This is a genomic window from Legionella donaldsonii (assembly GCF_900452385.1).
GTDB classification, from domain to species: domain Bacteria; phylum Pseudomonadota; class Gammaproteobacteria; order Legionellales; family Legionellaceae; genus Tatlockia; species Tatlockia donaldsonii.
The window spans coordinates 176,057-190,170 of record NZ_UGOA01000001.1 but is presented as its reverse complement, the minus strand read 5'-3'; the positions used below and the strand labels follow the sequence as shown (position 1 = coordinate 190,170).

The window sequence follows — 14,114 nt, the reverse complement described above, 5'->3', positions numbered from 1 at the left end:
TCAAACTAATACCGCTATTTATTGTAGCGATCGTACTCACGCATAGCATACTGATCCCAATCTCGCATATCGAGGACAGAACCATCAAAAACCATGAAATCTGCCTTGGTATCAGGAATATTATAAAAATAAATATCACTGGCATCAGTAGCAAAGGTATGCTGATGCTTCACGGCGATAATATCTGCAACAGATTTATTATGTGTTTTTGCAAAGGTCCGTTTTGAGCGTAAATATCGACCATTGAAATGAGCTGTATCCCATAACTCCACGTCCAGTTTGTTGACTATACCTGCCAACTGGATAAAAGTCTTACCACGAGCTCGTATGGTCAGCGTATCCGATTTTATCCAATACATGCTCACCCAACTCTGACCCGCCAAATCGAGCTTGGCTAAATTCAACATACCCGCTAATTGCAACCTTGTTTTACCCAGCAACGTCAATTGCAAATATTTACCGTTAACACCGCTGAGTTGGACATTCCCTCCACCACTTATCTTCACTTTACGCAATACAATGGAACCACCCAATGTTGTTCTACCTGGATTATCAATTGCAAGATCAAGAAGTCCTGAGCGTAAATTAGTACCCGTAATAGTGCCTGCACCACGATAAGTGAAGGAATTTAAATAACGACCACGAATTTCGGCTCGAACAGCTCCGCAGCGAGGATAACCACTACCCAGATTAATAATCAGCATACCATTGACTACTCGTGTAGATACATGGATTAAATCACTGGGATTTCCGTATAAGATGACCTGTGGACGGGCATAGCCAGTATGCAAATTAACATTGATCCGGCCTTCGACAAGGACCTGATTGAAAGAAGGTACTTGCCTGTTTTGCACCGCTTTAATTGCAACTGGAGGCAGATGAGCCGGTGCTTTCGCACAACTCGACGCTAATAATACGATAAAAAACAAAGAGAAAAACCGCATCAACATGGCCCACATTCCATTTACACGAATTCCCCTACATTAGAGGAAGTTAGTACAATGCGCAAGATTAGCCGTTAACCGCTATCTAAATTCGCTCTGACAACTCTTAGTCCGGTGAAAGAAAGTTGCTAAAAAACAATCAATTTTGCAACCAGTCAATGAAGTCAGGGCCACTATCCAAGAGAAGAAATCACTGAGCGAGTACATCCGAATATCAATTCAGCTAAGGTTTACACATATTGACCAGCTGCCCAACCTGACGACCAAGCCCATTGAAAATTATAACCACCTAGCCAGCCACTCACATCCAGGACTTCACCGACAAAATAAAGACCGGGCAAATGATTAACTTCCATCGTTTGTGACGACAGTACTCGCGTGTCCACACCACCCAAGGTCACTTCAGCAGTCCTGTATCCCTCCGTACCATTGGGTTTAATACGCCATTGCCGTAAACGTTGTCCGATTTCTTGCAAAATTTTGTCAGATAACGTTTGTAACTCTCGTTCTAATAAAGATTCCGCTACCAAAGTAGCAACCACTCGCTTGGGCAAAACTTCCTCCAAACAATGCTTTAAACGGCTCTGTGGAGCCAAGCGCTTACGTTGTGGCAAGTGAGAAGCCCATTCATCATTGGTATCCAGATCAATCTCCAAGATCCCGCCTGGTTGCCAATAAGATGAAATTTGCAACATTGCTGGCCCGCTTAAACCACGATGGGTAAACAGCATATCCAGGGAAAAGCGTTGATTATTACAAGACACTTCGCAGGGCAAGGAAATACCTGATAACACGGCCAAACGCTCTTTTTCTTCAGGTTGTAAAGTGAAGGGGACCAATCCAGCCCGTGTAGGCAATACTGGCAAACCAAACTGGGTAGCCAATTGGTAACCGTAGGGAGATGCACCCATAGTTGGAATGGATAATCCCCCTGTTGCAACAACCAGGGATTGGCAAAATAACTGCTCTCCCTTTGTTAACCTTAAAGCATAGCCATTATCTGTCTTATCTACGTGATTAATAACAGTATTTAAACGTATTTCGACTTTTGCTTGCTCGCAGCAACTCAAGAGCATGGCAACAATATCAGAAGCCTTATTATCACAAAATAGTTGGCCATGTGATTTCTCATGGAAGGGAATACGATGCTTTTTCACCAGATTGATGAAATCAAAAGACGTATAACGTTTAAGGGCAGATTTACAAAAATGAGGATTTGCAGATAAATAATGGCGGGCCTCTACCTCGTAATTAGTAAAATTACATCGCCCACCACCAGACATCAGGATCTTCTTGCCAACCTTGTTAGCATGATCAAGAACTAGTACTCGCCGCCCTCGTTTTCCTGCTTCTATGGCACACATCAAGCCAGCAGCACCAGCACCAATTATGATTACGTCTGAATTTCTCATAAAAATGAAAAGCTCGCTCCCCTCTAATAGCGCACAAAGTCCATTACTAGAGGGGAGAAGATTGGAGAAACAGCAGGATTATTATACAGCGGTTACATCTTCCGCTTGTAGACCTTTAGGTCCTTTGGTCACCATGAACTCGACGCGTTGACCTTCTACCAAAGTTTTACGACCAGCTGCGCTATTGATCGAACGAAAATGAACGAATACATCGTCTTGACCATTATCACGACTGATAAAACCGTAACCCTTATCATCATTAAACCACTTGACGTGGCCAGTTTCTTTCACAGACATTTCTACTTTCCAAATTAAATTAAACACACACTTGCGTTAAACAATCCAAGCCAGAATCATCATAGGGAAGCAACGCGATAAATTCGCTACTTTGAACTACAAAAGGAGGGATTTTCACGAAGAACAATGTTTCAGCCAGGAAATCTAAACTACAAGTGGCTTCATTATACTCTAGTGTTTATAAAATAGCGAGAATCAACAATAAATATTTATGGACTCCTTTAATAAGGAAGCCCGCTATTTTATTTTTCCAAGAGTCATCACTGGCGAGGTAAAATCTGGAAGCAAGGTTTTTAATTGCTGAGCAAAATGTAACAAAAACCTGTCTCGCCCTTTGGCAGCAGCAAATTGTACTGAGAGTGGGAAATGATTATGACGCATCACAGGGATTGTCATGGCAGGTAGCCCTGCTTGATTAAACAAGGCAGTAAAGGGTGTAAAAGCAAGATTTTTTTGCAAATAATGACTAAAATCATCATTGGTTGGTAAGCTGCCGATAGGAAGAGGCCATTGCGCCAAGGCAGGAGTTAACACAAAATCAACCTGGTTGAATAGTGCATGAAGAGGGCGTAAGAGTTGGTAGAGCTTGTTTTTTGCTGTAATTAATTGGGATGCAGACAACTTCTTCCCTTGTCCCATTAATTCCCAGGTAAATGGCTCTAATTCCTTTTTTTGCACCTTACGCCCAAGCAACTGTTGTTGATTTTCAATTTCAGCACAGGTGTTGGCTGCAATGAGACATAAAGCGGAGGCAGCAATTCCCTCCAGATCGAGAGACAATTTATAGGAGCTCACCTGATGCCCGGTTCTTGTTAATATAGTTATTGCTTGTTCGAAGGCGTCCAAACAAGGTTTATCAATAGGCACAACTGCAAAAGCCCCCTCAAGACATGCAATTTTTAAAGGTTGAAAGCGCTGCTCATCGTGCTGTGGATGGACTACGTTTGTTTTAGGTTCAGGCAACACATTTGTAGCGAGTAACTCAAATAAAAGGGCTGAGTCATCTACACTACGAGTTAATACGAAATTGGTTGACAAACCTGACCAGGCTTCACCAACCCAAGGGCCGACAGGCATTAAACCGGGAGTAGGCTTAAACCCAAATAGTCCACAACAAGCCGCAGGTATGCGGATAGATCCCCCGCCATCGCTCGCCGTAGCGACGGGTGCAACCCCAGCGGCTACGGCGGCAGCTGAACCGCCTGAAGACCCCCCTGAAGTACGACTTAAATCATAGGGATTACGGCAAGGGCCAAGTAAAATTGACTCTGTCACATAAGAAAGGCCGAACTCAGGCACATTGGTTTTTGCGAAGGGCAACATTCCTAAGGCCAATAGACGATCAATAAAATCACTATTTGATGCCGAAACAGATGTTGTCAAAAAAGTTGAGCCGGCTGTATAACGCACTCCCTGCATGGAAAAACCCAAGTCTTTTACTAGTACTGGCACACCGTAAAAAGGTTCATCACCACGCATCTTTTTCAATTGCTGACGTGCCCAATCACTGCAATCAGTAATTATTGCATTCAGTTGTGGATTGACTTCATACATGCGCTGAATAGCACAAGCCAACACTTCTTCAGGACTGACTTCTCTTTCTTTGATAAGTTTTGCCAAACCTCGTACATCTTCCTTACAGTACTCAGCAAGCTGCATACCCCCCCCTAGAGTCGATGAATAGGAGGCAGCGGAGTCATTTTGCTATTCTCCGGCCTTAGTTTTGCCCCTTTGAAAGAAGTAATAGCAGCCCATAAAGCGGTTCCCTGCCAAGTTTTCTGTGGACTGACATCCTGGTAAAGAGCCTGGGCTAATTGATTAATTTCTTCCTTGAGCCTGGTGTCATCCACCATTTTCTCCACATCTGTTAAATTCAACAAATTGGCTTCAGGCCATTGAAAGCGGGCCCATTTAAGCAAGGCATCACGCGCTTCAGTGGCATGATTATCTAAACAAGCTTTAGCCAACTGCTTCATAACTTGACCTGCTGTTTGCCTTTCTGCCTGTTGTCGCCGTTGTCTATACCATAGTCCAAGTGTAAGTAACCAGGCTATAGCAAAAGCACTGGCTAGCCACCAAGCAACATTGGTTTCTGGGCGCAAGGACGGCAGAGTAATTTGCTGTTCTTTCTTAGCATCTACCTCTGTTGTATGCGCCACCGGCTCTGTATTAGCAACAGCAGCAGACGCAGACTGCTTTGTTTCACCAGCAGAAGCCACCACATTCAAAGTAAGTGCTGGTAAAGCGCTTGTTTCTTTTTTACCAGTTGTTGTATTGAACCAGGTTAGTTTAATAGCAGGTATGGTTATTTGCCCCGCTTTGTTAAGTAAATACGTCGCCTTCACAGTCGTAGAGCTGACTAAATTCGGATGTTTAAAACTAGTTTTTTCCTGGGGTTTTTCGGGATAAACACTAAATTGGTCCGAACTCCCAAAATCCAGGGTTGGTAACAATTGTGCGGGCACAGCCACTGCACTCAACTTGACAGTACGTACTAATGTGTCACCCTGCATTAAAGTAATTGTGTTTTTGTCATAGGTCTCAGAGAGAGAAACCTGTTTCGCAGCGAGCCAGTATTTATAGCCTGCAAGTCTTGGTTTAACATGAAGAACAGTCGGCTTGGCTTGGAGATGAACCCGTTTTGGAGTCACACTATAAATCAAGGCGTTGAAAGCTGGTGGGTTAATTTTCAAATCCCCACTTTTTTGTGGAAAGATAGCATATTGCTGTTCTTCAACAGCATAGATCTTGTTGTTACTGGAAATCTGGTAATGACGTCCTTGCCCAAGAGGAATCATTAACGCATCTTCCACCTGAGGAGGTTGATAAGATGCATCGAGCAACCTGCTGCTATAGTATAATCGGGTAGTAAAAATAACCTGTTGATTTACAAAGGGATTATTCACACTCACGTCAGTCTCTAAAACAGCATCTTGCTGAGGCGTTTGCGGCTGAACATTCGTTGTTGGTGTTTCTTCCGAAGTCACTTCTATACTGCTTGCCTTCGTATATTCTTGACCTATTTGCAGCGATGGGATAGGTAAAACCCCATTGCGGTTAGCCGTTAACGTTATTATCCATTGACTAACAGAATGTGCTTGACCATTAATAACACTGTAATTCATACTGCGTTCCGTGCCAAGAATGGTAAAATTTTTTTGTAATGGTGTTAAATCAGGAACGCTATCAACAGCACTATCCAGTGTTAAAGTTAAGCTAAAAGGCTGGCCTAATTGTACCTGCGTTACGTCAAGTTGTACGGTGACATCCGCAAAAACTACCTTTAGACAACAACAAAGAAATAAACTTATTAAAATTCGCTTCATTCATACCACCCACTTTGTCTACGCATGTGATCACGTAAAAATTTCTCCCGCATCAAACCACCAGGATCATCGGGAATTAAGCGCAACCATTGCTCTTTTGCCTGTTGTTTTTCATGCTCTAGGGCAGCTTGTTCTTTGGTTGTGGCTCCCTGACCCATCTCTTTTTCACTCTGCTGCGTTTTGCTTTCTTGATCTTGACTCTGCTGGTCTTGGCCTTGCTGGTCCTTCCCTTCCTGGTCTTTGCCTTCCTGGCCGTTACCTTGCTGGTCTTTACCTTGCTGGTCTTTACCTTGCTGGTCTTTACCTTGCTGGCCGTTGCCTTGCTGGTCTTTACCTTGCTGGTCTTTACCTTGCTGGTCTTTACCTTGCTGGTCTTTGCCTTCCTGGTCTTTGCCTTCCTGGTCTTTGCCTTCCTGGTCTTTGCCTTCCTGGTCTTTGCCTTCCTGGCCGTTACCTTGCTGGTCTTTACCTTGCTGGTCTTTACCTTGCTGGTCTTTACCTTGCTGGTCTTTACCTTGCTGGTCTTTACCTTGCTGGTCTTTACCTTGCTGGCCGTTACCTTGCTGGTCTTTACCTTGCTGGTTCTTGCCTTGTTGATTATTGCCTTGTTGATTATTGCCTTGTTGCTGCTTTTCTTTTTTTAATAGCTCTTGCAGCAAATTACGATTATAAATGGCATCTTGATTGTGCGGGTTTAGTGCCAAAGCCTTCTCATAGGCTTTAATTGCTTCTCCATATTGCCCTAAATGGGCCAATGCGTTCCCCTGATTGTAGTACCCCTGTTCATTTTGGAGCGATTGAAAGTCTTTTGCTGCCTGTTCATAATGCCCTGCACGATAAGCTGCAGTAGCACGCCAATCTCCCTGCTGAAAAGTTTTTTCTGCTTTATCAAACTGCTTTTGCTGCATAAGCATTTGTGCTTGCTGATCTTTCGTCACCCATAGCTCAGGCCAGCTAAAAGTATAACCAGAATTGGCAAGGCTCCATAAGAAAATGCTCCATAGGACTCTCATGTAGCGATCCTCTGTAACCATCCACGCCGGAATACCGGTAATAAAAAACCAAGCGCAGGGAGTAAAAACCAACGCCCTTCATCGCGCCACATAGGAATATCATTGTGTTGACTTCGACTATATTGTTGTTCGGTTACGGTATTTTTTAGCCAATTCTCTAAATCAGCCGATGTGTCGGTAAAAGACACTAGTTGTCCTTTCCCCGCCACCGCCAGACGCTCGAAAAGAGGATTAAGCGTTTTATTGGCTAGAATGGGCATTACTGAAGTAAAAATCTGTTTGTTTGCCAACTTGCTAGCCACTTCTAAAGCGGCAAGACTGGGAGTCTCTGCAGTCAATACCAATAGTTGGCCATGATCAAACCCTGCCTGGGTTATCAACTCTCCAGCCTCTTCAAGTGCACTATCTAAACGTTGTCCTTCCACCGGCATAATATCTGGAGTTAAAGAGTCCAATAGGGCGTCGATCGTCTGTGCATCCTCAGTCAATGGTGAAACAACAAAAGGTTCACCGGTATAAACCACCAAACCTAATTGGCCAGCATCCCGACGTTTAAACAAATCATGCAATTTAAATTTAGCGCGATTTAAACGGTCGGGTACCAAATCTTTTGCTAACATAGCATCTGACATATCCAATACTAATACTCTTGGCTGTATTTGCAGATAAGCTGGCACCGGCAAGCGAATCCAGGCAGGACCAGCCAAACTAAAGCTCATACATAGGCCACTAAGTAATAAAAACAACAAGGCCCCATGCCGTTTTCCTTGCTTTTTAGACTGTACCAAGTAGTTAAGTAAATGACTATCACAAACAGTCGCCCATGCTCCCATACGCGGACTTTGTCGCCATAAACACCCAATAAAACCCAGTAAGGGTAAACAGGTTAGTAACCACCAGGGACGAAGGAAATGGAAATCTGCCATCATGATGAAAACTCCCGGCGGGCAGAAATTGATTTCAAACTGGTCCATATAGCGATCTTTTTAATGAGCCAATACAACAATAAAAAGAGCGCTAGAGCCAATGGCCAAGGATAATAATCATGCTGCGGGCGAATCGTTGCGTCTTCCTGTGTTACAGTCTCTAATTGGTTGATTGTTTCATAAATAGTTTGTAATGACTGGACATCAGTTGCTCTAAAATAGCGCCCCCCTGTCACTTTTGCTATCGCTTGCAACGTTTTTTCGTCCAGATCAGGGGAGGCATTCATGTTAAAAAAAACCCCATTGAATGCGCGAGGATCCCCCTCTGCACCTAAACCAATCGTATAAACTTTAATCTCATCTAATTTTGCCAATTCAGCAGCTTTTAATGGTGCCAATACCCCTGAATTATTGGCGCCATCAGTGAGCAAAATAATCATGCGTCCTTTAGCTGGAACATTTTGCAAACGCTTCACGGCCAAACCAAGCGCATCGCCTATGGAAGTAGTTTGTCCTGCCAAGCCAACACTGGCATCTTCAAGTCGAAGCAATACAGTATGGCGATCATAGGTGAGCGGTGTTTGTAAATAAGCACGACTACCAAAAAGAATCAACCCAATTCGGTCACCTATCCGTTCACGCACAAATTGTTCTGCGGTGCGTTTAACAATAGCCAAGCGAGTAGCGGGACGACCACGCCATGTCATGTCATCCAGGGCCATACTGCCTGATAAATCAAGCACCAACATGATATTACGACCTTCTCTTGCTAAAGGTCTAGGCTCTCCTACCCAACGCGGGCCAGCCGCCGCAAGCAGTAATAACGACCAGATTAGCAAAAACAAACCTAGCTGTGCCTGACCGGCAAAAGTACGCTTTTGGTTACTTACGATAGTCAACATGGCGTGATAAAAAGGAACTTTCAAAGCAGCGGGTAATTGCAACGTTGCACGTGGAATTAAAAACCAAATTAAAAAAGGTAACGGCAAAAAGAGTAGAATTCTTGGTTCAGCTAATTCGAACATGGTTTTCTCCGTTGCTTTATCCATTTTTCTGCACAAATAAACAGAGGATTTAGGTCCATGTTTTTTCCTGTTTGGTAAGGTGCTTCCAACAAGCAAGGACGTACTGAGTTAAAATCAACGCCTTTTGCGGTTTCATTTAAAAAAGCCAACCAGGCCTCGCCTTGTAAACCAGCTACCCTATCCCTGGGAAAATAGACTAAGGCTACGCGACGCAGTAATTCTGAAATTTCCATGCTACTGCGCTGACTATTGCCATCCTGCTCATAGGCTTGCTGATAATGGGTCAATAATTGAAGTGCTTCGCGCTTAGCACGGCCAAAGAGATAACTACGGCGAAGAATGTAAAGTAAAAAAATAACACTGAGAACAGCTAGTGAGATTAAAAAATACCAGCCAGGAGCCATTGGCCACCAGCTGATGGGGTTTGGCAATTGAATATCACGCAATTTTGCCAGCGCTGCTGATTCAGTCACGTGACCTCCGTGGAAAAGTCTGCCGTACTAATCTTGGTAGATCAGTTTCCGCGAGAACTTGTACATACTGAATTTGCAACCTTTTAAACTGCGACTGCAAATTAGCTAGTCGTAATTCGCAATAAGACTGGTAAGCCTGACTTATTTCTTCAATTGTTGTATCGAGAAGAATTTCCTGCTTACCATTGGTCATTGCATAGTGGTTAGGTTTTGGAGGCAAAAGTTCCAAAGGATCGCAAATATGGTAGGCAAGGATATCATTATGCGCTCCCAATCGGGCCAAGTGTTGCTCACTCTCTCTATCCATCTGATAAAAATCGCTAAGAAGGACTATGACGCTACCCGGCCGCGTCACACGACGCAAACGAACCAGAACATCACTTAATAGGCGAGGCGAAGTTTCCTCAAGATTTTCTTTACTATATTGACTTAATGCAGCCAAAAGCGGTAGAACGCCAACGTCCCGGCTACGTGGTGTAAATTCATCATGTCTGGAGGATGAATACAATAAACCACCAATTCGATCCCCTTGCTTAATCGATGTCCAAGCAATCATCGCAGCTAAACGAGCAGCGACCACGGATTTAAATGCTAACCGTGTACCAAAGAACATAGACGCGTTAAAATCAACAATCAGGACAATAGGGCGCTCACGCTCTTCTTGGTAAAGTTTAACATAGGGTTTGCCAGTACGCGCTGTCACACGCCATTCCATATGACGAATTTCATCACCAGCCTGGTAATTACGTACCTCAGCAAAATCCATCCCTCGACCACGTAGTTTAGAAAGGTGATTGCCAGCGCGTAAAGCATTACCTTCAGGCTGATAGTTAACTTTTTGGGCATAACGCTTTAATGCAATTAATTCGCTAAGTTCGACAATTACCCCATCACCCATGATAGACCTCAAGGAACTGCAATCAGGCGTAATAAAGAATCAATAAAATCATCGCTGCTCACCCCTTCTGCCTCTGCTTCAAAACTTAATAAGATGCGATGACGAAGCACGTCATGAGCAATAAGATGAATATCCTCCGGTGTCACGTAATCACGCCCCGCAAGCCAGGCATGTGCTTTTGCACAACGATCCAGCGCGATAGTTGCCCGGGGGCTTGCTCCAAAGCGTAACCAGCGTGCCAATTCGTCGCTATAAATTGCTGGATTACGTGTAGCAACAACCAATTGCACTAAATAATTTTCTAGTGCTTCGCTGGTATGCACTCGTAAAACTTCACGCCTGGCAGCAAATAAAGTGACTTGACTTAAAGGACTGACAGGAGCAGTGGTTACCTTTAAGCTACCCATTCCTTCTGCTTCACGGCGAGCCAGCATAAGAATATCACGCTCGACCTGAACATCGGGATAACCAATTTTCACGTACATTAAAAAACGATCAAGCTGTGCTTCTGGCAACGGATAAGTTCCTTCCTGTTCAATGGGATTTTGGGTGGCCATAACCAAAAATAATTCTGGCAAGGGATAAGTTTTTCCCCCTATCGTAACTTGCCGCTCGGCCATAGCCTCCAATAAAGCAGATTGTACCTTGGCAGGAGCACGATTAATTTCATCAGCAAGAATCAAATGATGAAAAATAGGACCCGGTTGAAAAACAAAGGAACCGTTCTCGGGATGATAGACATCGGTTCCTGTCAGATCGCCAGGCAATAAATCCGGAGTAAATTGGATACGATGAAAATCTCCTTCGACAACCGACGATAATTCCTTGACAGCTCGTGTTTTTGCTAAGCCAGGCGCACCCTCAACCAATAGATGGCCATCGGCCAGTAAAGCGATTAATAATCGCGATATCAACTCTTTTTGACCAAGGATGCGCCCGTTAAGATAGGCACTCAATTGTAACAGTTGTTCTTGCACTGTCAGTGCTGTAGTAACCTCTGGCTGTGTCATTTATCCCACCTTGGGTAAAAAAACATAATCCTAGCGTGAAACCAGCATTGTGCCAAGTTCAGCAATAGATATCCAATTAGTAAACCTAAGGCACTGCGCTGCCCCCTATTTTGACTGGCGCCACCTCACCTCCACTGCTATCTTGCAAAAGCTTATCTTTTTTAATGTCATCCTGTAATTTTTGTGAAAAAGTTTTAACAAGTAATTGGGATTGTGACGGACTAAAAAACCCTAATCGCCCTACCAGAAAAGTGCCAGTACCACTAACAATCCCCACTAAAAAACTGCTCGCTGCAGTACTAATCATTACCGTTAAACCCGCTCCTTTAAGAGTCGCTAATGCAGCGCCAATACCTCCACCTGTATAATTAGCAGCAACCATACCAAGTCCCGGAATAGCGCTATTTGCTCCTGAACTAAGACAAAATCCGCCTAATAAACCAAACATACTACCAAGGGAAACCCCTAAGAGAGTTCCCACTAAAGTAAAAGCAATCAGCAAGGTTTTTTGTGTCGGAGACAATGCAAGGATACTTTGCTCATAGGCCTGCACTTCGGCAATAAAGCATTTAAGCAGTTGCTGTTTCTCATTACCAGAAAAATTCGGTAACTGTGCAATAAGCTGTTGACAGCTTGTTAAAATTGCTTGTGTTTTGTCAATGATTGGAAGTCTTATTGTAATAGGCTCTTTATCAAGAGCACTCATCAGTGTATTAATATGGTCTGCAATCCACGATGCGGGCAGGGCGTCCTCAATGTGTTTGAAACAAAAATGCATTTTTGTCTGGATTTCAACGATATGAAATACCAATGCTGGATTAATGTTACTCAGAACAACTGTATCATCAGCTACCACCAATTCTATTTGACAGTTTGGGTAGATTGTTGGGGGAAGGCTGAGTTTAAACGCCTCATAAATAAGGTTAATCCTTCCGTCACTATTTTTTATATAAATTTTGCCAAAATTATCTCCTGCTTGGCTTCTCTTAATGTTGTCAGGATTGGATTGAAAGCTACTATCAATGGTAACCATTGTTCCTTCCAACCCCTCATTTGCTTGCAATGCTCTCTCAATACGATTCGCTTCAAAATAAAGATAATGTTGGATCAATGGAGCACTCTGCCCAAAAATCCCTTTTTCTTTTATCTTGCTTAAGGAAACAAATCGCTCTGCTTCAGGTATAGGCGATTCAACAAGCGTTGGGGCAGAAGCGGCCACCCAAACATCCGCTTCAACCAGAAATAAAGCCCAATTATTTTCGTGAGCTATTATTGTACTATGTTCGTATAAACGGCGCGGATCCCTTAGCTCTAAACCAAACATTTTCCTTAATCCAGGCCCCAGTGCATCAAGCTCTGGATAATAAGGCTCCAGGCAATGCTCTCTTGTACCAAGTATCTCACCCAGAGAACTAGTACATTCTGTAATTGCAAGCTCACCCTGCTTATTTAAAACGAGCACCGATTGGTAATTAATTCGATTCACTGCCATGCTGTCTAAAATCGCATCAGCAGAAGCAAATAGCAGCGACCGTTCTTTGACGACTACATCATTTACAGGAAAGCCCCAAATAGAGCAAAGAGTCTTTGCAATCATCATTGGCTCGCCAGGCGCATCAACTATTATTTCTACCTGATTATTTTCCTTGATAGTAAGCTTTATACCATAAGGCCGCATTGTGCGTTCATGGAAGAGACGTTTAGCTTTCGATAGAACCCTTTCCATCGCTCCACGACCAGTTTTCGGATGTGGCAACCCATATTTAGTAAAGTAAGAGAAATTTTGCTCACCGACTAATACTGCTTCAACTTCATGTTGCACCAATCGATTTAAAACCCCAGCTACTGTATTTACTGTATCTACCTTTACAGTAAAATTGTTTTTGCCCTGAACAGCTTTAGGCGGATTGGGCAATCCAAGGATGAAAGGAATAATGGGGAATAGCTCATGATGAACCGTAGCCGGTGAATACTCGTTCATATGCAGGACAAAATTAAACCCGAGATCTTTCTCCGCTTCATTCCATTGGATATTACAAGCGTCCGGATTAGTCGTTTCACAAATTATTCTGGTAATTTTATTAAGTCTTAATAGAGCTTGATCTTCTGCCAATAATTGCTCCATCGGCTTTGCACTTATCATGCTTTAATTTCCCTAATAGACCTAAGCGACTCTTAGGCAGAACTTTTCATTATGGGCAATAAAAAATCTTACTATATAGCCTGTGAGGATTTTTATGCCTTCTCCTAAACCGATTGGTATTCACTTTGTAATTCTATGGGCATTAACTGTTGTACACGTTCATAAAGCTCAATAATTTCAACGCAGAAACCATGCAAATCCTGCCGATCTTCCCAGAGCTCATAATCGACCCCTTTACGAAAGGCTTGGTGGCGTGCTAAATATTTCAACAGTTTCCTATCTTCATGAGATAATTCCAGTTCAAGACCTGATTCCAGTAATTCCATTAAGTTTTTGTGCTGGTTATTTTTTTTATGTTCATGGAGGAGGTATGCTTTGAATGTTAATTCAAAAGCCGCATACATGAGTGTGGTAATTGCCGCTAACGTATCGCAATTGGAATCTCCATACATGGTCACTTTGGCATTACCAGGTAATAAATACTCGGCGCAGTAAGCATGCTCCGTAGCTATCCGCATTAACTCTAAAGGTGAAAAAAATCGTTTATCCATAAAACACCTAAAAATTAGAGGATTATAACCGGCTCTTTACTAATTCGCATCTTCTAATTTTGCGAGACCTGCCCAATAGATCGCTTGCATAACCTA

At 43.2% G+C, this 14,114-nt stretch carries 13 protein-coding genes; all 13 read right to left on the bottom strand.

Annotated elements, in window-relative coordinates; translation table 11 throughout:
• Positions 1 to 14 precede the first annotated feature (14 nt).
• Positions 15 to 950, bottom strand: coding sequence for a GIN domain-containing protein (locus DYC89_RS00890; protein ID WP_115220093.1), 936 nt, complete (start codon positions 948 to 950; stop codon positions 15 to 17).
• A gap of 224 nt (positions 951 to 1,174) precedes the next feature.
• Positions 1,175 to 2,356 (bottom strand): NAD(P)/FAD-dependent oxidoreductase, encoded by a 1,182-nt coding sequence (locus DYC89_RS00885; RefSeq protein WP_115220092.1) that lies wholly within the window; start codon positions 2,354 to 2,356, stop codon positions 1,175 to 1,177.
• An 81-nt stretch (positions 2,357 to 2,437) separates the two neighbouring features.
• Positions 2,438 to 2,653 carry a cold-shock protein gene (locus tag DYC89_RS00880; protein ID WP_058443552.1) on the bottom strand — a complete coding sequence of 72 codons (216 nt, stop codon included), beginning with the start codon at positions 2,651 to 2,653 and terminating at the stop codon, positions 2,438 to 2,440.
• Positions 2,654 to 2,890: 237 nt separating this feature from the next.
• Entirely contained in the window at positions 2,891 to 4,312 is a 1,422-nt protein-coding gene (locus DYC89_RS00875; protein WP_115220091.1) for an amidase, read from the bottom strand.
• Positions 4,313 to 4,320: 8 nt separating this feature from the next.
• Positions 4,321 to 5,979, bottom strand: a complete 1,659-nt coding sequence (locus DYC89_RS00870; protein WP_115220090.1) for a BatD family protein — start codon at positions 5,977 to 5,979, stop codon at positions 4,321 to 4,323.
• Positions 5,976 to 6,992: a tetratricopeptide repeat protein gene (locus DYC89_RS00865; protein WP_115220089.1), complete on the bottom strand. Its 1,017-nt coding sequence runs from the start codon at positions 6,990 to 6,992 to the stop codon at positions 5,976 to 5,978. The genes DYC89_RS00870 and DYC89_RS00865 overlap by 4 nt, the downstream gene beginning before the upstream one ends.
• Positions 6,989 to 7,921: a vWA domain-containing protein gene (locus DYC89_RS00860; protein WP_115220088.1), complete on the bottom strand. Its 933-nt coding sequence runs from the start codon at positions 7,919 to 7,921 to the stop codon at positions 6,989 to 6,991. Before DYC89_RS00860 ends, DYC89_RS00865 begins: the two co-directional genes overlap by 4 nt.
• Positions 7,918 to 8,943 (bottom strand): vWA domain-containing protein, encoded by a 1,026-nt coding sequence (locus tag DYC89_RS00855; protein WP_115220087.1) that lies wholly within the window; start codon positions 8,941 to 8,943, stop codon positions 7,918 to 7,920. Before DYC89_RS00855 ends, DYC89_RS00860 begins: the two co-directional genes overlap by 4 nt.
• Complete coding sequence (locus tag DYC89_RS00850) at positions 8,931 to 9,416, bottom strand: DUF4381 domain-containing protein (RefSeq protein ID WP_115220086.1); 486 nt, start codon at positions 9,414 to 9,416, stop codon at positions 8,931 to 8,933. Before DYC89_RS00850 ends, DYC89_RS00855 begins: the two co-directional genes overlap by 13 nt.
• On the bottom strand, positions 9,409 to 10,314 hold the full coding sequence (locus DYC89_RS00845) for a DUF58 domain-containing protein (RefSeq protein WP_115220085.1): 906 nt from the start codon (positions 10,312 to 10,314) through the stop codon (positions 9,409 to 9,411). Before DYC89_RS00845 ends, DYC89_RS00850 begins: the two co-directional genes overlap by 8 nt.
• An 8-nt stretch (positions 10,315 to 10,322) precedes the next feature.
• On the bottom strand, positions 10,323 to 11,324 hold the full coding sequence (locus DYC89_RS00840) for an AAA family ATPase (RefSeq protein WP_115220084.1): 1,002 nt from the start codon (positions 11,322 to 11,324) through the stop codon (positions 10,323 to 10,325).
• Between the two features lie 85 nt (positions 11,325 to 11,409).
• A complete protein-coding gene (locus DYC89_RS00835) occupies positions 11,410 to 13,467 on the bottom strand; it encodes a TMEM198/TM7SF3 family protein (protein WP_115220083.1) in 2,058 nt (685 codons plus the stop codon).
• Between the two features lie 104 nt (positions 13,468 to 13,571).
• Positions 13,572 to 14,018, bottom strand: a complete 447-nt coding sequence (locus DYC89_RS00830; RefSeq protein ID WP_115220082.1) for a hypothetical protein — start codon at positions 14,016 to 14,018, stop codon at positions 13,572 to 13,574.
• Positions 14,019 to 14,114: the final 96 nt, after the last annotated feature.